Origin of the sequence: Rhizobium sp. BR 315 (assembly GCF_050577975.1) — a bacterium.
GTDB classification, from domain to species: domain Bacteria; phylum Pseudomonadota; class Alphaproteobacteria; order Rhizobiales; family Rhizobiaceae; genus Rhizobium; species Rhizobium miluonense.
On record NZ_JARWKZ010000002.1, the window covers coordinates 276,573 to 294,287 of the forward strand.

Sequence of the window (17,715 nt, forward strand, 5' to 3'; positions counted from 1 at the left end):
TCAACGCGTATGATCGAACGGCTCTGCGGCTTCGGTCTGCGCGACTGTGTCCTGCGGATCGAGACCAAAGAGCCTCGAAAGGATGCAGATGGATACTCCACACACGTCAAATCCGATTGGTTCGGCTCCGAAGATCGAGCGCGTACGCCATGAGCTGAAGCGGCGCTCCTTGACCGTCGCCAGCGTCGTGAACGTCACACCCGGCATGCTGCGCATCGAGTTCTCCGGGGAGGATCTCGCCGACTTCGTCAGCCTCGCGCCCGACGACCACATCAAGGTCTTCGTTCCGGGTTCGGGCGAGGAAATGGAACGACGCGACTATACGCCCCGTCGTTACGATACCGTTACCCGCACGCTCGTCATCGATTTCGCCGTTCATGAAGCAGGCCCCGTTACCCAATGGGCGCTTGAAGCCAGCGTTGGCGACAGGCTGGAGATCGGCGGCCCCCGTGGTTCCGCAGTTATCTCCAACGACATCAAGAATTGGCTGCTCATCGGCGACGAAACGGCCTTGCCGGCAATCGGCAGACGCATCGAGGAAGCCGGCGGCGATGCACACATCACAGCCATCGTCGCAGTTGCTGACGAAGCCGAGCATCAGGTTCTTCAAGGTGAAGCGCGGGTGACGATGCATTGGGCGCATCGGCCCTTGTCGCGAGCGACCGATGCGTCTGCGCTGATAAACATTCTTCGTTCGGTCGAGCTAACGGCCGGTACCTTTGTCTGGATTGCCGCCGAAGCCTCGGTGACACGCGCGCTGCGAACCTATCTCGTCGAAGAGCGCGGCTATCCGCTGAGCTGGATCAAGGCATCCGGCTACTGGGTGAAAGGCAAAGCGGATACAACCGAGAAGTTCGAATAAGGCTGGATATGGCAGGCGCTTATGAAAAAAACGCCTGCCAGTCCTGATGTGACGACCGGCAGACCTTGCCGATGAATGTTCCTGCTCCATCTGATGGCACAACTGTCCGGTAGCTCGATGCCAAGATTGGCTTTACCGGGACTGGAATCAGGGAAGATTTCGGCTTCCTAAATTGCGTGGGATCGCCGAAGGTTAGGTGCAAAATGGAAACGGCGGCGAAGTCATCACCGGTCCTTTTGCAGGTTCCAAGCGCCGAGCGGGAGGCGGTGCGGACGAACGTTGTGCAAACTCCTGTCGCTCGCGACGGCCAATATTGAGGATCGAGGCGAGGTGCTTGCCGTCCCGAAAGAACCGCCGCAGACCTTCGTCGCGCTGATGCTCTTGTCATTGCGCAAGGCCTTCTTCAGCATCGCTCTTGCCAGCGCCGCCATCAATGTGCTGGCGCTGACCGGCTCCTTCTTCATGCTGCAGGTGTATGACCGGGTCATTCCGAGCCGTAGCCTGCCGACGCTTTCCGGACTTGTCGTCATCGTCGCGACGCTGTTCCTGTTCCAGGGAGCGCTGGAGCTGCTGCGCTCCATGCTGCTTGCGCGGATCGGCATGTCGCTCGACGAGCGATTGAATGGAAGGGTCTTCCGCTCGCTCTTGTTCCTGCCAACCCAAAAGCAGACGTCGGATGATGGATTGCAGTCGGTTCGTGATCTGGAGCAAATCCGTTCTTTCCTGTCGGGCAGTGGTTCCACCGCGTTTTTCGACCTGCCCTGGATGCCTTTCTACCTGATACTCTGCTTTCTGTTTCACGTCTGGATCGGCGTCACCGCCCTCTGCGGCGCTGTCCTGCTCGTCGGCATCACCTTGCTTGCCGAAACACTGTCGCGACGGCCGGCGCTCGAGGCGGCAAAGTCTTCAGCCGCGCGTCTCGGCTTCGCGCAAGCAGCGCGGCGAAACTGGGAAGCCGCAATCTCGATGGGATTTGCAGGCCGGCTGACCGAGAAATGGGCTGCAATGAACGATGACTACCTGAGGCATCAGGCTGCCGCGGGTACCATCGTCGGCGCGCTGACGATCGCGGCAAAGATGGCGCGCATGATGCTTCAATCTGCCGTGCTCGCGGTCGGTGCGATCCTCGTCATTCGCCAGGAAGCGACCGGCGGCATCATCATAGCAAGCTCGATCCTGGTGACGCGAGCGCTGGCTCCAGTGGAGCTTGCGATCGCTCAGTGGAAGGGTTTTGTTGCAGCCCGTCAGGGCTGGGCGCGGCTTGCAGCCCTCCTCGATGTCGCGCCGGACGGGCAGCATGTACTCACTCTGCCGGCACCGGTGAACGAACTCGGCGTCGAAAATATCAGCGTGATATCTCCCGGCGGTAGAGACTTCATCCTGCGCAATATCTCGTTCAAAATATCGGCCGGCACGGTGCTTGGCATCATCGGCCCGAGTGCATCGGGCAAATCGTCGCTTGCTCGGGCGTTGACCGGCCTTTGGCCGATTGCAATCGGCACCGTCAGGCTCGACAAGGCGGGGTTGTCGCAATGGGATGCGAACGAGCTCGGCCGGCATGTCGGTTACCTGCCGCAGGATGTCGGTCTCCTCGAGGGCTCGATCGCCGACAATATTTCCCGCTTCGTGAAGGACGTAGCGCCCGAGCCGGTCATAAGAGCGGCGAAGGCTGCCGGCGTCTATGACATGATCGTCAAGCTCCCCGATGGCTTCGATACGATGATCGGGGAGGCGGGATCGCGGCTCTCAGCCGGCCAGAGGCAGCGCATCGCCTTGGCGCGCGCTCTTTACGGAGATCCGTTCCTGGTGGTGCTGGACGAGCCTAATTCCAACCTCGATGCCGAGGGTGAGGCGTGCCTGACCGCAGCGTTGACGGGTGTGCGTGAGCGTGGCGGTATCGCCGTTGTCATCGCCCACAGGCCAAGCGCGCTTGCAGCTGCCGATACGGTGATGATCGTTGCCGGCGGCCAGGTGCAGGCATTCGGCCCGAAGAAGGATGTTCTCGGATTGCCGCCCAAGCCTGCCGGACCGGCAACTCTTGCGATCGCCGGCGGGGAAGCACGATGAGCGAGACGCCTTCGCCATCAACCGAACGCGCCATTCGCCGGCTGTCGCTGTTTGTGGTGATCGCGATATTGCTGCTGTTCGGTGTCATGGGAGGCCTCGCTGCCGCCACCAAAATTTCCGGGGCGGTGATTGCCTCCGGCAGCCTGGTGGTCGACAGCTATGTGAAACCGGTGAAGCATCTGAAGGGCGGCATTACCAGCACGATCTTCGTGAAGAATGGTGATCATGTCGATGCAGGCCAGGCGCTTGTGCGGCTGGACGACACGCAGACCAGGGCCAATCTCGCCATCATCCGCAAGCGCCTCAACGAATTGTCAGCGCGCACCGCGCGCCTGGTGGCCGAGCGCGACGGCAAGGACGAAATCGCCTTTCCGGCCGATCTGCTTTCCGCGATCGGCAGTGAGGATGTCAGGGCCATTCTGGCCGGAGAGCGACAGCTTTTTCGAGACCGCTTGGCATCACGCGAAGGTCAGAAATCGCAGCTGCGCGAGCGAATTCAGCAGTTGAATCAGGAGATCGAAGGTCTTGTGGCGCAGGAGCAGGGCAAGCGAAGGGAAATTGCTTTGATCGCCAAGGAGCTAGGTAGCCTCGAAGGTCTGCTCAACCAAGGCATTATTTCGGCAACCAAGGTCTTTTCGCTGCAGCGTGAAAGCGCTTCGCTGAATGGCGATCTCGGCAATCTCGTCTCGTCGATCGCCCAGACCCGCGGTAAGATCGCTGAAACAGAATTGCAGATCCTTCAGATCGATGCCGATCGCAGCTCGCAGGTCTCCGAACAGCTGCGCCAGGCGGAGAGTGATACCGGGCAGTTTTCCGAGCGCCTGGTTGCTGCCGAGGATGATCTCAAACGGATCGACATCAGGTCGCCGCAGGCCGGCATCGTGGATCAATCGAGCGTCCATGCCGAGGGCGCGGTGATCTCGCCGGCCGAGACGATCATGCAGATCGTCCCCGACAGGGATGCGCTGGTGGCCCAGCTGAAACTTGCGCCGCAGGATATCGACCAAGTCGCCGTCGGACAGTTGGTATCATTGCGGTTTCCCGCTTTCAATCAACGGATCACGCCTGAGCTGAACGGGCATGTGGAGACCGTCTCTGCGGATCTGATGACCGATCAGCGTTCGGGCCAGAGCTATTATGTCGTGCGGGCAAGGGTGCCAAAGCAGGAATGGGGCCGCCTGGGGCAATTGACGCCCCTGCCGGGCATGCCGGTGGAGGCCTTCATGCAGACAGGCCAGAGAAGCGTCCTGGCCTATCTGACGAAACCGATGACCGATCAGATCAAGCGCGCATTCAAGGAGGATTAGGGCACCTCAATGAGGTGCCCTTGTCGTCTTTAGATGTGCCAGTCCGTCGCCGTCGTATGGGTGGAATGGGTTGAAGCGGCGAGCTGGGCGGCATGGTCGTCCAGCGAATAAGCCTTGATGTAGTCGATCTTCATCTCGGATCCGTTCGGCAGCCCGTCCGTCGGAGTGCCCGCCACGCCGCCGACGGCGAGGTCGACCAGCATATACATCGGGCTGTGCATATCGGCAGGCGTAGCGGCATGGGCGACCGCAACGTCGTCGAAATACCAGACGATCTGATCCTTTTCCCAGAGCACGCCGTAATTGTGGAAACCGTCGGTGCTCGGTACCTCGACCGGGATCGAATTCATCGTGTGCTGACCGGTGGCATTCGAATGAACCGTCACGTTGACCGTATCGGGATTTTGCCCGCGCATTTCCACCACGTCGAGTTCCGGCGGCCAGGATCCGTCCTCCGGCAGCAGCCAGAAAGCAGGCCAGACGCCCTGGTTATGCGGCATCTCCGCCCGCATTTCGAAATAACCGTAGGTCTGAGAGAAGGTAGAATGAGTGGTCAGAATGCCTGACGTATAATCATGGTTCTCAACGATCGATTTCAATGCATCCGGGGTTTGTTTTGCCGTGATCGTCAGGATGCCGTCGGAGACGGAAAACGGGTTTGCGGATGCCGTCGGCCCGTAGGCTGGATTGACATACCATTGCAACTCGCCGTTCAGGCTGCTGCCCTTTTCCGGCGCCCAGGAATATTTCGCATCCCAGGTGCCTTGGGTTCCCTGGTGCAGCGAAAGCGTATTGAAATCGTCCGAAAAGGTCTGCGTCAGCGACGATCTGTCAAGCCCGAGCTGGAACTGGTCTGCGTGAAGATCGGAGACGGTCTTGTTGGCGAGGACCAGGCTTTCGCCATTGCCGAGATCGAGCCGGACATTGGCACCTTCCTGGGTGGAATGGCTGACGACCTGATCGAATGACGTCAAGGCATACTGATTGAGCCTGACCTTGTCGTCGTCGCTGAAATCGGTGATGAGGTCGCTGCCATTGCCCTTGGTGATGATAAAGGTATCGGCGCCGCCGCCGCCGGTGAGCACGTCGTTGCCGGCGCCGCCGTCGATCGTCTGGCTGCCACTGCCGCCTGTGATGATATTGTCGGCATCATTGCCATAGGCATGACGATTGTTGCCCGTCACCGTGAGATTTTCGAAATTGGCAGGCAGCGTGTAATCCATCCAGGTGTTGATGGTGTCGATACCGGCGTTGGGCGCTTCATAGGCGCGGTTGATGCTGGAATAGAGATAATAGATATCGTCGCCGGTACCGCCCGTCATCGTCACATTGACGGAGGCGTCGCCCCACATGGAGTCGTTGCCGGCGGTACCGTTGAGCACCGGACCCGAGCCGGTAGCGGAAAAGAAACCAGTCGATGAGTCGCTGTAGTAAAGTGGTTGTCCAAGAGCATTCAAGACAGATTTACGCATGAGAAGCCTCTTCCATGTGCCGGATTATCTCCTCCATCGACCTAATATGTCTCCCCACTCATATGCATCAGATAGCGTGCTTTGTTTTTCTGCCCACCCCCTGGAGCCAGTTTTTTCGTCGTATTATCCAGGTCAGCTCACGGGATCGCATGCGAGCATGGCATACGGGGTAGCGACGCGATCGTGTGTCGCGTCGCCGGGGTTGTTCTCTTAGAGAGAAGCCTTCACCTTCTGGGCGATTTCCGGACTGACCCAAGTCGTCCAGATGTCCTCATGGGTCTTCAGAAAATACTTCGCAGTATCTTCATTGGTGCCCTGATTATCCGTCTGCCATGCAAGGACGCTGTTCACCACATCATTCGTCCATTTCCGCTTCTTCAGATAGTCCGCAGCGACCCCGGCTTTCTCGGCGAATTGCTTGGTGACGACGGTAAAGACTTCCGAGACGGGGTAGGAGTTGACCTTCGGGTTGGCGCAATCGATCACCGAGGTGCAGGCATCCCATTCGGCCTTGTCGTGGGGAACGCCGAAAGACAAGCGTACCATCGGGTACTTGCCGAGGATTGCGGTTGGCGACCAGTAATAGCCGAGCCAGCCGGTCTTCCTCTCGAAGGCATTGGCGATCGTACCGTCGAGCGCGGCGGCAGAACCTGTTTCGACGATTTCAAATCCCTTTTTCTCGCCATCGAGCGCCCGGAAAAGATTGCCGAGCGAGGCCTGGCATTGCCAGCCGGGCGGGCAATTGTAGATGACGCCCTTCTTCGGATCATTCGGCGAGGGGAAGAACTCGGGATGTTCCAATGCCTGCTGGACGGTCTTGATTTCGGGATGGGCGTCGGCCAGGAATTTCGGAATCCACCAGCCGTCCTGGCCGCCTTCGGAAAGAATGCCGGCCGCGATAACCAGCCTGCCCTCGGAAACGGCCTGATCCAGCGGCGTGCGCACCGCATTGATCCAAAGCTCCGGCGCGACGTCGGGCTGGCCCTTTTCGTTCATGGCGGTGAAGGTCGGCAGCGTATCGCCGGTGACAAGGTCGACCGAGCAGCCATAACCTTCCCGGAGGATGATCTTGTCGACATTTGCCGCAACGCCGGCCGACGCCCAGTTCATTTCGGCGATTGAGACCGAGCCGCAATCGGCATGTGCGGCGCCGGCAAAGGTATAGAGTGCTGCAGCGAAGACGGCGGCAGCGATATGCTTTCTCATTTAAGACCCCCAAGGTCCTGATGTTGCTGTTGCGGAAGGGCGTCGCGGCAGAACCCGCCGACTGTTTCCCTTCGCTTTGCGATACCTCGGCTGCGTCAAGGCTATGCCGGGGCCAATCCCGATCAACCGTCACGGTCGGGATGCGTGGGGATTACTGCCATATGCGTGTCCCGGTCATGCGTTGGCGGCATGAAGTTTTTTAGCTTTCCCACAGGAAATGACTTTGAGCGATCGGTCGCCAAGGCGCCTCGGCCTGATAGGCAAGGCTGATCCAAGCGGTCCCGATGCAGGAAACAGATTTCCCCTTTCGGTGGAACTGAGAGATGGCTGTTTCTTTTAATCTACAAAATTTGTGGACAATATTCGCACTATCGAACACATGTCCGACGTTCGGAAAGGGATGAAAATGAGTGCGCCTAAATTGGTCGGCATTGCCGGCAGCTTCAACCGTCCGTCCAAGACCTACGCACTGGTCCAGACCGTCGCCGGTCTGGCGGGCGACCGCTACGGATTTACCAGCAAGGTTTACGACCTGCACGATGTCGGTTCTTCGCTCGGGGTGGCGCAATGGCGCAAGGATCTCGACGCTCAGGCGAAGAACGTGATTGACGATATCGTCTCGTCGGACGCGCTGATCATCGGTTCACCCACTTTCAAGGGATCCTATCCCGGGCTCTTCAAGCATCTCATCGACCTTATCGATCCGCATGAGCTGCGCGCCAAGCCGATCATCATCACCGCGACCGGCGGCGGCGACCGGCATGCGTTGATGGTGGAGCACCAGCTGCGGCCGCTCTTCGGCTTCTTCATGGCCCACACGCTGCCGACCGCGGTCTATGCTGCGGATCGCGATTTCACCGATTACAGGGTTTCCTCCGAACAGCTTTCCAACCGGATCAATGAGGTCGTCGGCGAGTTGGCCGCCTTCTTTCCGCATCGGGTGACGGTGCTGGCGGCCGCTGAATAGCGAGCAACGCCGGTTCGACCGGCAGGTTTTCAATTTTAAATTCAACGAGATGGAGGGTTGCATGACATCGAATATCATCAGTCGCCTGAAGACGATCTTCGGCTTGTCTCCGTTGAGTAAGCGGAAGGGCAGTCCCGCACCCACACACGAGACGTTTGTCGCAAGCTACGACCGGGAGCCTTCGGCCCGCGATTACGAACTCTATTATTGGTGCTCCACGCCGGCGCCCTGGTATTGAACGAAGGCGCCACCGGCTTCGTATTGCGGGTCTCGCCGAAATCGGCTGCGAGGATATCATGAGCAGAGTACTCATCGTGCCCGGATTGTTCGGATCGGGTGAAGGGCATTGGCAGCGCTATTGGCTGCAGGATAAGCCCGACGTCCGGCTTGTCGAGCAAGCCGACTGGGATTTTCCCTATTTCGGTTGCTGGATGGAAAACCTCGAGGCGGCGCTCGAGGATGCCGGTGAAGCCTATCTCGTCGCCCATAGCCTGGGTTGCCTGCTGGCGGCCAGATTGGCGGGGCGTCCGGCTGCGCGAAGGGTGAAAGGCGCGCTTCTCGTTGCGCCCTGCGATATTCCGGTCACCGAAAGGCTGCACGCCGGCCATCTTTCCTTCGGCACGATGCCAACGGAGGCATTGCCTTTTCCCAGCATCACAGTCGGGAGCCTGAACGATATCTATATGACGCTCGACCGGCTGACCATGTTCGGGCGGCTTTGGAATTCCGATGTCCGCAACATCGGCCTTGCCGGACACATCAATATTGCGAGCGGATTTGGACGGTGGCCAAGCGGTTATGGCTTTCTCGAAGCGTTGAAGGCGCGCGCGAGACATCGCAAGCCCCAAGGTTTTTCGGCGACAGTTGCCGCCTCGGCTTGAAAGAGGGCTTTTCACACCGTGCATTCAGCGCCATTGTACTGCCGCGGCTCTTTTGACCATGTCCTCTGCCCGCTGTCCACGACACGCGGTGAGGCTTTTATTTGGGAGGTAATGTGATGAGTTTGCGTATCAATGACATCGCTCCGGATTTCTCCGCCGAGACGACGCAGGGCGAACTTCAGTTCCACGATTGGATTGGCAACGGCTGGGCCGTTCTGTTCTCCCATCCGAAGAACTTCACGCCTGTCTGCACGACCGAACTCGGTGCAATGGCAGGTCTGGAGCAGGAATTCGCCAAGCGCGGCGTCAAGGTCATCGGTATTTCGGTCGACCCGGTCGAAAGCCATGTCAAATGGAAGAGCGATATCAGAACGGCGACCGGCTTCGACGTCGAATATCCGCTGATCGGCGACAAGGATCTCAAGGTTGCCAAGCTCTATGACATGCTGCCGGCCGGTGCCGGCGAAAGCTCGGAAGGACGCACGCCGGCCGACAACGCCACCGTTCGCTCCGTCTTCGTCATCGGCCCGGACAAGAAGATCAAGCTGATCCTCACCTATCCGATGACCACGGGCCGCAACTTCGGCGAAATTCTCCGCGCCATCGACTCGATCCAGCTTACGGCCAAGCATCAGGTCGCAACTCCGGCCAACTGGCAGCAAGGTGAGGATGTCATCATCACCGCCGCCGTTTCCAACGAGGACGCAATTACGCGTTTCGGTTCGTTCGATACTGTATTGCCTTATCTGCGCAAGACCCGTCAGCCGACTGCCTGAGCGGGAGTAACGACAACCGCATTCATCAATGCGGTGCGGCCCAATAGGCCGCACCGTTTTTCAAAGCCTGACATTCTCGCGCAGGAACTCCAGAAGCGTCCGCACGCGCGCTGGCAGCGGGCCACCCTGGCCGATATAAACGGCATAGAATTCCTCGACATCACCGGGATTGAGCTCTTCCAGGACAGGCGTTAGTCGACCGGCTTCAATATCGGATTTGACGGTAAAGGCAGGGAGGCGTGCAAGACCTGCGCCCGCCAGCGCCAGATGGCGCATGGCCTCGCCGTCACCGACCTGTATGCCGCGCGCCGCAGGAAGTGTCATTGTCTGGCTGCCTAGTCTCAGGGGCCAACCTTCCACCGCACGAGAGTAGGAAAAGCCGATGCGGCAATGCGTTTCAAGCTCCGCCGGCGAGCTGGGAACGCCGTGCCGCCGCAGATAATCCGGCGATGCAACGATCATTTTTCGCGTCGTGCCGAGTTTGCGGGCGGTAAGGCTCGAACTCTTGAGCGGCCCGGTGCGAATTGCGACATCCGCCCGCTCTTCCAGCAGATCCACGACCCGGTCGGTGTGCACGAGTTCGAGCGAGACATCCGGATAGAGCGCCATAAAGGACGGGATGAGTGGGGCAAATACGTGATTGCCGAAAGAGCCGCTGGTGTTGATGCGGATATGCCCCGCAACCTGCTCTCCCGCCGAAGCGTGGCGTTCCGCCTCTGCCATATCGGCAAGGATTGCGACGCTGCGCTCGTAGAAGCCACAGCCTTCCGGCGTCAATTGCAGGCGTCTGGTCGAACGATTGATGAGGCGTGCGCCAAGACGCTTCTCCAGCCTCGTGACGAGCTTGCTGACGGCCGAGGGCGTCATGCGGCAGGCTGTTGCTGCCGCGGTGAAGCCGCCAAGCTCCACGGCACGGACGAAGACCTCCATTTCCCCGGAGCGATTGATATCCTGACGGCTCATGATGAATTCAAGTCATAAAACAGTTTCTTTCCGGCAATCTATATCAACGAAGTTGAGGCGTCTATCTATTCAGGACAGCAAAGGAGATCGATGATGGACTACAGAAATCTTGGTGCTTCCGGTTTGAAAGTACCCGTGCTGAGCTTCGGGGCCGGTACGTTCGGCGGCAGCGGCCCGCTATTCAGCGCCTGGGGAACGACCGATGCGACGGAGGCCCGCCGTCTCATCGACATCTGCCTCGAAGCCGGCCTCAATCTGTTCGACACTGCCGATGTCTATTCGGCCGGCGCCTCCGAGGAGATCCTTGGGCAGGCGATCCGCGGCAGGCGAGACGCCGTGCTGATTTCGACCAAGACCGCATTGCCGATGGGGGATGGACCGGCCGACTGGGGCGCCTCGCGCTCCCGGCTGATCAAGGCGGTCGATGCAGCTTTGCATCGCCTCGGCACAGACTATATCGACCTGCTGCAACTCCATGCCTTTGATGCCTCGACGCCCATCGAAGAGACGCTTTCCACACTTGATGGCCTCGTGAAGGCGGGCAAGATCCGCTACGTCGGTGCTTCGAATTTCTCCGGCTGGGAGCTGATGAAATCCCTTGCCGTCTCGGAGCGGCAGTCCTACGCGCGTTATGTCGCGCATCAGGTCTATTATTCGCTTGCCGGTCGTGACTACGAATGGGAACTGATGCCGCTGGGTGCAGATCAGAATGTCGGCGCGCTGGTCTGGAGCCCGCTGGCATGGGGCAGGTTGACGGGAAAGATTCGGCGCGGTCATCCGCTGCCAGAAACCAGCCGCCTGCACGAAACGGCATCTTTCGGGCCGCCGGTCGATGACGAAAAGCTGTTCGATATTGTCGATGTACTTGACGAGATTGCCGCCGAAACCGGCAAGAGCGTGCCGCAGATCGCGATCAATTGGCTGCTGAGCCGGCCGACGGTCGCAAGCGTCATCATCGGTGCGCGCAATGAAGAACAGTTGCGGCAAAACCTCGAGGCGGTCGGCTGGACGCTTTCCAAGGAGCAGATCGAAAAGCTGGATAAAGTCAGTGCTGTTGCAGCACCCTATCCTTATTTTCCGTATCGGCGGCAGGAGGGGTTTGCCAGGCTCAATCCGCCTCTGGTCTGAGCGGAGAGCTTGCAGCTCTCCGAAATCGCCATGACGAGAAATTGGCGGCAGAGGTGGTGTCGCTCCGCCGCCAAATTTATCTTCACCGGCCGCCCTCGATCTTGCGATGGCGCTGGTTCCGGCCGCTTTCGCCGTAGGGATAGGCGGCGGGCTGGGGTGCGCTGATTTCGTTCAGCCTATCCATCTCCGCCTCGGATAGCTTCAGTTCGGCGGCGCCGAGATTGTCGGCAAGCTGCTCCGGCGTGCGCGCACCAAGAATGACCGACCTGATGGCTGGCCGCGCCGCCGTCCAGGCAAGCGCCACCTGCGCCATCGAGACGCCGCGCGCCGTGGCGATCTCTTCCACGGCCGCAATGATTGCCCAAGTCCGTTCCTGCGCATTACGCGGCGCAAAGGATTCGCTGCCGCGATTGGGATTTTCGCCAAGCCGGGTGGCGCCGGTCGGCGTTTCATCGCGCTTGTATTTGCCCGTCAGCCAGCCGCCGCCGAGCGGCGACCATGGAAGCAGGCCTATGCCGGCATCCAGGCAGGCATCGACGATCTCAAGCTCGATGTCGCGAACAAGCAGATTGTATTGCGGCTGCAGCGTGACTGGGCGTGTGTATCCACGCGCCTTGGCGATCTCGGCTGCCTTGGCGATATGCCAGCCGACATAGTTGGAAAAGCCGTAATAGCCGATCTTGCCGGCGCGCACTGCATCGTCCAGAAAGCGAAGCGTTTCCTCGATCGGCGTCAAGGCATCCCAGGCATGTATTTGGTAGAGATCGATGTGCTCGATGCCGAGACGGTGCAGGGAATCGTCCAGCGCCTGACCGAGATGCCGGCGCGAAAGTCCGAGGTCGTTCGGTCCCGTGCCCATCGGGAACCGGCCTTTGGTGGCGATGACGGCCTGGCGGGCCTCGGTCGGACGGGCCTTCAGCCAGCGGCCGATGATCGCCTCCGACTTGCCGGCGCTATAGACGTCGGCGGTGTCGATGAAATTGCCGCCCCATGCGAAATAATCGTCAAGAAGCCTATGTGACGCCGCCTCGTCCGCTTCCGCGCCGAAAGTCATGGTGCCAAGGCAATAGGCCGTGACGACGGCCCCGCTTGGGCCGAGCTTGCGATAATCCATTCCTGCCTCCTCTGAACGGAGCGCTGGTCCCCGATCGGCAAAGCGGTCGGGAGAGCTGCAGGCTCCGTGATCCATAGCAATGTGGTGCTTGAGACGGCCTCCACCGTCGATGGGGTTCGACGCTCGGCGTGTTATTGCCGCGGCCGCACTATCACCATAGCCAATCATCCCATGATTACCAAGCGAATTTGGGCCGAAAACCGCATTCGTTGCCTGGGTCGCTTGGCCCGCGCTAAGATCCCCTTTGTTATGATTCTCCTTTTGCCGAATGCCCCCCTTCATGGATGAAACGCCGACAAGCCGCATGCTCTCCTGGGCGCGCAACTCCACGATCTACCGCCTCGAACGCCGGATGATGACGGAGAAGCAGCTGTTCGATGCGATCGCCAAAAAAGCGAAACAGAAGTTCGAGGATATCAGCGACGCTCAGATCAAGGCGCTTGCCGATTTTGCCGTCAAATTCGCCTATGAGCTGAAAGTGCTCGATGATGTCGCTTATGCCGAGATCAGCACGCGCTCGGCAGTTCGCTCCGGCAAATCGAAGAAAGCCATCGCCTTCAGGCTCGCGTCCAAAGGCATTGACGGCGAAACGGTCGTCGCGGCAGTGGAAGAAGTCGACGATCTCCACTCCGCCGTCATCTTTGCCAGAAAGCGAGGTTTCGGGCCCTTCCGGCGCGGCGATCTTGATGAGAAGCGCAAGACGAAGGAACTGTCAGCCTTTGCCCGCAATGGCTTCAGCTTCGCCATCGGCAAAAGGGTTTTCGACATGGAGCGAGAGGATGCCGAAGAGCTATTGCAGTCGGCCTCCGCATTCTGACGCCTGATGCTCATTGAAATAGCTGAGGTCACCCGCTAGTTTCGCCACGCTTGAGTAGGGCGTGCAGGGGAAGTTCGTGAAAGCAGCTATTCGATTACTCGCCGTGGCGACGTGCATCGCCTGTTTGCCTATGACTGCCCGTGCTGATTGGCAGGCGGTGGAGACGACCAAGACCTACACGATTTCAGGAACAACCGGGGCCGAGCTTTACGACTCTATTGGTGAACGTGGCCCATTGCTCGGGCCGAAGGTCAGGGCGATCGCCCATACCGATTTCAAGCTGACCTGGACGCGGAAATACGAGCCGCAGCCGGATGGTGCTTGCACGATCACCGTCAACATACCGAAGCTGATCATCACCTACACTTTGCCGAAACCCCCGGCGCAATTGCTGGCTTCGACCCGCAAAAGCTGGCAGAAATTCATCGCCGGCGTCGAGGCGCATGAGCGGGTGCATGGCGGGTATATCAAGGACATGGTCAAGGAAATCGAGGCCATGAGCGTCGGCTTCTCCGTGCCCGATGACCCGAAATGCAGCAAGATCCGCGTGGAGTTGACGAAGCGGCTTGGCGAGATCTCCAACAAGGAGCGGCAGCGAAACAGCGACTTCGATAAGGTCGAGTTCAGCGACGGCGGCAATCTCCAGCAGCTCGTTCTAAAACTGGTGCGCGAGGAATAGCTGAGAGGAGCGCAGCCGGTTGGGTTGCTCCCGGCTGCGATTGGTCGGGGCCGCTTAGCGGCCCTTCTGTTTCCGCCATTCGGCGAATTTCTGTTTCGGCGCGTCGCTGGTCGCCGGATAAAGGCCGATGATGGTCGCGCCGTTCAGGACTTCCTCGGTGACGAAATCCTCATAGGCCGTCATCTCCACGGTCTCAGTGGCAATCTCATCGGCGAGATGCGCCGGGATGACGATGACGCCCTCATTGTCGCCGACGAGCACGTCACCGGGGAAAACCGCCACATCGCCGCAGCCGATCGGGCCGTTGATTTCGATGGCCTGATGCAGCGTTAGGTTCGTCGGCGCCGACGGGCGGTGATGATAGGAGGGGATGTCGAGGGCAGCGATTTCCGGGCTGTCGCGGAAGCCGCCATCGGTGACGACGCCGGCCACGCCGCGCACCTGCAGCCGCGAGATCAGGATGGAGCCCGCTGAGGCGGCACGCGCATCCTTGCGGCTGTCCATAACGAGGACGAAACCAGGCGGGCACTGTTCGACGGCGGCGCGCTGCGGGTGCTCCGGATTGCGGAAGACTTCGAGCGTGTTCAGATCTTCGCGCGCCGGAATATAGCGAAGCGTGAAGGCCTGCCCGACCATGTTTGCCTTCTTGGGCGAGAGCGGCCGAACATCCTGGAGGAATTGGTTGCGCAAGCCCCGCCGGAAAAGTGCGGTGGCGATCGTCGGCGTTGCGACGCCCATCAGCTTGTCACGCGTCTCGTTGCTCAGCACGTAGTTGCTCATGCGATATATCCTCTGGGATCAATAGATATCGGGTTCGCCCGGTGTCGGGCCGAAGGTGGTTTCCAGGAAGTCGAAGTCGCAGCCCGTATCGGCCTGCGCCACGTGGCGCGAAAACATCCAGCCATAGCCGCGGCCGAATTTTTCCGCCGGCTTGACCCAGGCGTCGCGCCGCCGCTGCAGCTCGTCCTCGTCGACAAGCATGTCGATGCGCCGCGCCTCGAGGTCGAGACGAATGATATCGCCGTTGCGCAGTAAGGCCAGCGGACCGCCGACATGGGATTCGGGCGAGACATGCAGGATGCAGGCGCCGTAACTGGTGCCGCTCATGCGGGCGTCGGAGAGGCGGAGCATGTCGCGATGTCCCTGCTTCAAGAGCGCCTTTGGGATCGGCAACATGCCCCATTCCGGCATGCCAGGGCCGCCCTGCGGGCCGGCGCCGCGCAGCACCATGACGTGGTCGGGCGTGATGTCGAGATTTTCATCGTCCACCGCTGCCTTCATCTCCGGATAGGTGTCGAAAACCAGCGCCGGTCCCTGATGCCTATGGAAGCGCGGATCGCAGGCGGCCGGCTTGATGACGGCGCCTGTTGGGGCGAGGTTGCCCTTCAGCACCGCGAGCGAACCTTCGTGATAGACCGGATTGTCGAGCGAGCGGATGACGTCGTCATTGTAGCACTTGGCGCCCTCCAGCGTTTCGCCGAGGGTGACACCGGACACGGTAAGCGTGGTGAGGTCGAGCTTGGAGGCGAGCTTTGCCATCAGCGCCCGGAGGCCGCCGGCATAATAAAAATCCTCCATCAGGTAGGCTTTTCCGGTCGGTCTGATATTGGCGAGCACCGGCGTCGTGCGCCCGGCCTCATCGAGATCGTCGAGCGAGAGATTTGTGCCCGCCCGCCGCGCCATCGCGATCAGGTGCACAACGGCATTGGTCGAACAGCCAGTCGCCATCGCCACCGCCACCGCATTGTTGACGGCCGCCTGCGTGACGATCTTGGCGGGAACGAGATCTTCCCACACCATCTCCACGATGCGGCGGCCGACAGCCGAAGACATGCGGATGTGATTGGCATCCGGCGCCGGGATGGAGCTTGCGCCGGGCAGCGTCAGCCCTAGCGCCTCGGCGATCGCCGTCATCGTGCTCGCCGTGCCCATGGTCATACAGTGACCGTAGGAGCGGGCGATACCGGCCTCGACATCGACCCATTCCTTCTCCGAAATGGTGCCGGCGCGGCGCTCGTCCCAGAATTTCCAGGCGTCGGAGCCGGAGCCGAGATATTCACCGCGATAATTGCCGCGGAGCATCGGGCCGGCCGGCAGATAGATCATCGGCAGGCCCATGGAGATCGCGCCCATGACGAGGCCGGGCGTGGTCTTGTCGCAGCCGCCCATCAGCACGGCGCCATCGACCGGGTGCGAGCGCAGCAACTCCTCAGCCTCCATCGCCAGCATATTGCGATAAAGCATGGTCGTCGGCTTCACATAGCTTTCCGATAGTGACAGTGCAGGCAGTTCCAGCGGGAAGCCACCGGCCTGCAGGATGCCGCGTTTCACATCCTCGACGCGATGCTTGAAATGCGCATGGCAAGGATTGGCGTCAGACCAGGTGTTAAGGATGGCGATGACCGGCTTGTCGGTCCATTCTTCCGGACCGTAGCCCATCTGCATGGTGCGCGAGCGATGCCCGGAGCTTCTGAGATCGTCTGGGGCGAACCATCTGGCGCTGCGCAGCTCCGAGGGCTTCTTCCTGCTGTTCATTGTATTCGAGCCTTGTTTGTGACGATGAGCCGAACTGAACGGTGTAAGCGTCGCCTCAGTTGCCGATTTCCGATTGCTGGCTGCGACGCCTGTTCGCTCAATCCTCCCGAGTGGGCCAACTGCAAGAAAGAGCGTTGGCATAAACCAACTAAAGCACTAATGTATCAGTGCATCAAGTCACAAACTGTGCTTAATGGGCCGACATTCCCGATCAGAAAGGTCGCAAGTGAAGCTCAATCCGAAAGAATTCGCGCTGGATCGTTCCCGCCAGGTGGCGCCGCAGATCCTGGAAATCCTGAGATCGCGCATTCTTTCCATGGGCTTGCCGCCGACGACGGTGCTGTCGCGCATCTCGCTGCAAAGCGAATTTAATGTCAGCCAGACCCCCGTGCGCGACGCGCTGATCCGTCTCGAGGAGGAAGGGCTGGTCGAAGTCTATCCGCAATATGCGACGGTCGTTTCGCGTATCGATATTCGCAACGCCACTGAGGCTCATTTCCTGCGGCTATCGATCGAGATCGAGGCCGTCCGCCGGCTGACGCTCAATTCTGCCGCGGAAACGGCAGAGGCTCTGGAAGCCGTGCTGGTTCGCCAGAAACATGTGATGTCGCCCGAGACCTACGATCTCTTCGATCTGCTCGACAAGGATTTCCATCGGGTGCTTTACGAACGGGCTGATATTCTCGGCCTGTGGTCGACGGTACGCCGCCAGAGCGTGCATCTCGATCGGCTGCGGATGCTGAACCTGCCGATGCCGGGCAAGCTGGAGCAGATCATTACAGACCATCAAGCGATCGTCGATGCCGTTCGCTCGGCGGATGCGGAGGCTGCCGTTGCCGCTCTGCGCAAGCATCTGTCCGGTACCCTGTCGATCATCGATCTCATCTGCGAGCAGCACCCCGACTATGTGAGCCGTTAGGCGCAAACGATCCCCCAAAATT

General features: G+C 60.0%; 17 protein-coding genes. 11 read left to right on the top strand and 6 right to left on the bottom strand.

The window, feature by feature from the left end; genetic code table 11:
• Window positions 1-88 precede the first annotated feature (88 nt).
• The 3 genes from QD409_RS03765 to QD409_RS03775 all read left to right on the top strand — a co-directional run bounded on the left by QD409_RS03765 (window position 89) and on the right by QD409_RS03775 (window position 4,236).
• On the top strand, window positions 89-862 hold the full coding sequence (locus tag QD409_RS03765; protein WP_092847460.1) for a siderophore-interacting protein: 774 nt from the start codon (window positions 89-91) through the stop codon (window positions 860-862).
• A 330-nt stretch (window positions 863-1,192) separates the two neighbouring features.
• Entirely contained in the window at window positions 1,193-2,929 is a 1,737-nt protein-coding gene (locus tag QD409_RS03770) for a type I secretion system permease/ATPase (protein WP_092847456.1), read from the top strand.
• The gene (locus QD409_RS03775) at window positions 2,926-4,236 is read left to right on the top strand and encodes an HlyD family type I secretion periplasmic adaptor subunit (RefSeq protein WP_092847399.1); all 1,311 of its coding nucleotides are present in this window, start codon (window positions 2,926-2,928) and stop codon (window positions 4,234-4,236) included. Before QD409_RS03770 ends, QD409_RS03775 begins: the two co-directional genes overlap by 4 nt.
• Before the next feature lie 29 nt (window positions 4,237-4,265).
• On the opposite strand, the gene QD409_RS03780 is transcribed toward QD409_RS03775, so the two are convergent.
• Window positions 4,266-5,708, bottom strand: a complete 1,443-nt coding sequence (locus QD409_RS03780; RefSeq protein WP_092847397.1) for a family 16 glycosylhydrolase — start codon at window positions 5,706-5,708, stop codon at window positions 4,266-4,268.
• A 210-nt stretch (window positions 5,709-5,918) separates the two neighbouring features.
• Window positions 5,919-6,914, bottom strand: coding sequence for an ABC transporter substrate-binding protein (locus QD409_RS03785; RefSeq protein ID WP_092847395.1), 996 nt, complete (start codon window positions 6,912-6,914; stop codon window positions 5,919-5,921).
• Between the two features lie 406 nt (window positions 6,915-7,320).
• On the opposite strand from QD409_RS03785, the gene msuE reads away from it, so the two are divergent.
• From msuE to QD409_RS03805, 4 genes are all read left to right on the top strand, one after another.
• Complete coding sequence (gene msuE, locus QD409_RS03790) at window positions 7,321-7,881, top strand: FMN reductase (RefSeq protein ID WP_092847451.1); 561 nt, start codon at window positions 7,321-7,323, stop codon at window positions 7,879-7,881.
• Between the two features lie 61 nt (window positions 7,882-7,942).
• Window positions 7,943-8,119 (top strand): hypothetical protein, encoded by a 177-nt coding sequence (locus tag QD409_RS03795; RefSeq protein WP_245297990.1) that lies wholly within the window; start codon window positions 7,943-7,945, stop codon window positions 8,117-8,119.
• A 58-nt stretch (window positions 8,120-8,177) separates the two neighbouring features.
• Window positions 8,178-8,762 carry an RBBP9/YdeN family alpha/beta hydrolase gene (locus tag QD409_RS03800; protein WP_092847392.1) on the top strand — a complete coding sequence of 195 codons (585 nt, stop codon included), beginning with the start codon at window positions 8,178-8,180 and terminating at the stop codon, window positions 8,760-8,762.
• 116 nt (window positions 8,763-8,878) lie between these two features.
• On the top strand, window positions 8,879-9,538 hold the full coding sequence (locus QD409_RS03805; RefSeq protein WP_092847390.1) for a peroxiredoxin: 660 nt from the start codon (window positions 8,879-8,881) through the stop codon (window positions 9,536-9,538).
• Between the two features lie 60 nt (window positions 9,539-9,598).
• On the opposite strand, the gene QD409_RS03810 is transcribed toward QD409_RS03805, so the two are convergent.
• Window positions 9,599-10,501 carry a LysR family transcriptional regulator gene (locus QD409_RS03810; RefSeq protein WP_092847388.1) on the bottom strand — a complete coding sequence of 301 codons (903 nt, stop codon included), beginning with the start codon at window positions 10,499-10,501 and terminating at the stop codon, window positions 9,599-9,601.
• A 93-nt stretch (window positions 10,502-10,594) separates the two neighbouring features.
• Here QD409_RS03810 and QD409_RS03815 point away from each other — a divergent pair, with 93 nt between their 5' ends.
• Complete coding sequence (locus QD409_RS03815; RefSeq protein WP_092847386.1) at window positions 10,595-11,629, top strand: aldo/keto reductase; 1,035 nt, start codon at window positions 10,595-10,597, stop codon at window positions 11,627-11,629.
• Window positions 11,630-11,711: 82 nt separating this feature from the next.
• Here the strand turns inward: QD409_RS03815 and QD409_RS03820 are convergent, their stop codons facing one another.
• Window positions 11,712-12,743 carry an aldo/keto reductase gene (locus QD409_RS03820; protein ID WP_092847384.1) on the bottom strand — a complete coding sequence of 344 codons (1,032 nt, stop codon included), beginning with the start codon at window positions 12,741-12,743 and terminating at the stop codon, window positions 11,712-11,714.
• 280 nt (window positions 12,744-13,023) lie between these two features.
• Here QD409_RS03820 and recX point away from each other — a divergent pair, with 280 nt between their 5' ends.
• Both recX and QD409_RS03830 read left to right on the top strand, forming a co-directional pair.
• Complete coding sequence (gene recX, locus QD409_RS03825; RefSeq protein WP_092847382.1) at window positions 13,024-13,560, top strand: recombination regulator RecX; 537 nt, start codon at window positions 13,024-13,026, stop codon at window positions 13,558-13,560.
• 130 nt (window positions 13,561-13,690) lie between these two features.
• The gene (locus QD409_RS03830) at window positions 13,691-14,239 is read left to right on the top strand and encodes a DUF922 domain-containing Zn-dependent protease (RefSeq protein ID WP_092847380.1); all 549 of its coding nucleotides are present in this window, start codon (window positions 13,691-13,693) and stop codon (window positions 14,237-14,239) included.
• Between the two features lie 54 nt (window positions 14,240-14,293).
• Here the strand turns inward: QD409_RS03830 and QD409_RS03835 are convergent, their stop codons facing one another.
• Both QD409_RS03835 and araD read right to left on the bottom strand, forming a co-directional pair.
• Complete coding sequence (locus tag QD409_RS03835) at window positions 14,294-15,019, bottom strand: ribonuclease activity regulator RraA (protein WP_092847378.1); 726 nt, start codon at window positions 15,017-15,019, stop codon at window positions 14,294-14,296.
• Window positions 15,020-15,037: 18 nt separating this feature from the next.
• The gene (gene araD / locus QD409_RS03840; protein ID WP_092847376.1) at window positions 15,038-16,774 is read right to left on the bottom strand and encodes an L-arabinonate dehydratase; all 1,737 of its coding nucleotides are present in this window, start codon (window positions 16,772-16,774) and stop codon (window positions 15,038-15,040) included.
• A 226-nt stretch (window positions 16,775-17,000) separates the two neighbouring features.
• Between araD and QD409_RS03845 the strand changes: the two genes are divergently transcribed.
• Window positions 17,001-17,693 (top strand): GntR family transcriptional regulator, encoded by a 693-nt coding sequence (locus tag QD409_RS03845; protein WP_092847374.1) that lies wholly within the window; start codon window positions 17,001-17,003, stop codon window positions 17,691-17,693.
• The last annotated feature ends 22 nt before the right edge of the window (window positions 17,694-17,715 follow it).

What these genes read in the sequence shown, in the direction of transcription:
- QD409_RS03765 (WP_092847460.1), top strand. Translation starts at nt 89, where the DNA reads ATGGATACTCCACACACGTCAAATCCGATTGGTTCGGCTCCGAAGATC.
- QD409_RS03775 (WP_092847399.1), top strand. Translation starts at nt 2,926, where the DNA reads ATGAGCGAGACGCCTTCGCCATCAACCGAACGCGCCATTCGCCGGCTG.
- QD409_RS03780 (WP_092847397.1), bottom strand. Translation starts at nt 5,708, where the DNA reads ATGCGTAAATCTGTCTTGAATGCTCTTGGACAACCACTTTACTACAGC.
- QD409_RS03785 (WP_092847395.1), bottom strand. Translation starts at nt 6,914, where the DNA reads ATGAGAAAGCATATCGCTGCCGCCGTCTTCGCTGCAGCACTCTATACC.
- msuE (WP_092847451.1), top strand. Translation starts at nt 7,321, where the DNA reads ATGAGTGCGCCTAAATTGGTCGGCATTGCCGGCAGCTTCAACCGTCCG.
- QD409_RS03795 (WP_245297990.1), top strand. Translation starts at nt 7,943, where the DNA reads ATGACATCGAATATCATCAGTCGCCTGAAGACGATCTTCGGCTTGTCT.
- QD409_RS03800 (WP_092847392.1), top strand. Translation starts at nt 8,178, where the DNA reads ATGAGCAGAGTACTCATCGTGCCCGGATTGTTCGGATCGGGTGAAGGG.
- QD409_RS03805 (WP_092847390.1), top strand. Translation starts at nt 8,879, where the DNA reads ATGAGTTTGCGTATCAATGACATCGCTCCGGATTTCTCCGCCGAGACG.
- QD409_RS03810 (WP_092847388.1), bottom strand. Translation starts at nt 10,501, where the DNA reads ATGAGCCGTCAGGATATCAATCGCTCCGGGGAAATGGAGGTCTTCGTC.
- QD409_RS03815 (WP_092847386.1), top strand. Translation starts at nt 10,595, where the DNA reads ATGGACTACAGAAATCTTGGTGCTTCCGGTTTGAAAGTACCCGTGCTG.
- QD409_RS03820 (WP_092847384.1), bottom strand. Translation starts at nt 12,743, where the DNA reads ATGGATTATCGCAAGCTCGGCCCAAGCGGGGCCGTCGTCACGGCCTAT.
- recX (WP_092847382.1), top strand. Translation starts at nt 13,024, where the DNA reads ATGGATGAAACGCCGACAAGCCGCATGCTCTCCTGGGCGCGCAACTCC.
- QD409_RS03830 (WP_092847380.1), top strand. Translation starts at nt 13,691, where the DNA reads ATGACTGCCCGTGCTGATTGGCAGGCGGTGGAGACGACCAAGACCTAC.
- QD409_RS03835 (WP_092847378.1), bottom strand. Translation starts at nt 15,019, where the DNA reads ATGAGCAACTACGTGCTGAGCAACGAGACGCGTGACAAGCTGATGGGC.
- araD (WP_092847376.1), bottom strand. Translation starts at nt 16,774, where the DNA reads ATGAACAGCAGGAAGAAGCCCTCGGAGCTGCGCAGCGCCAGATGGTTC.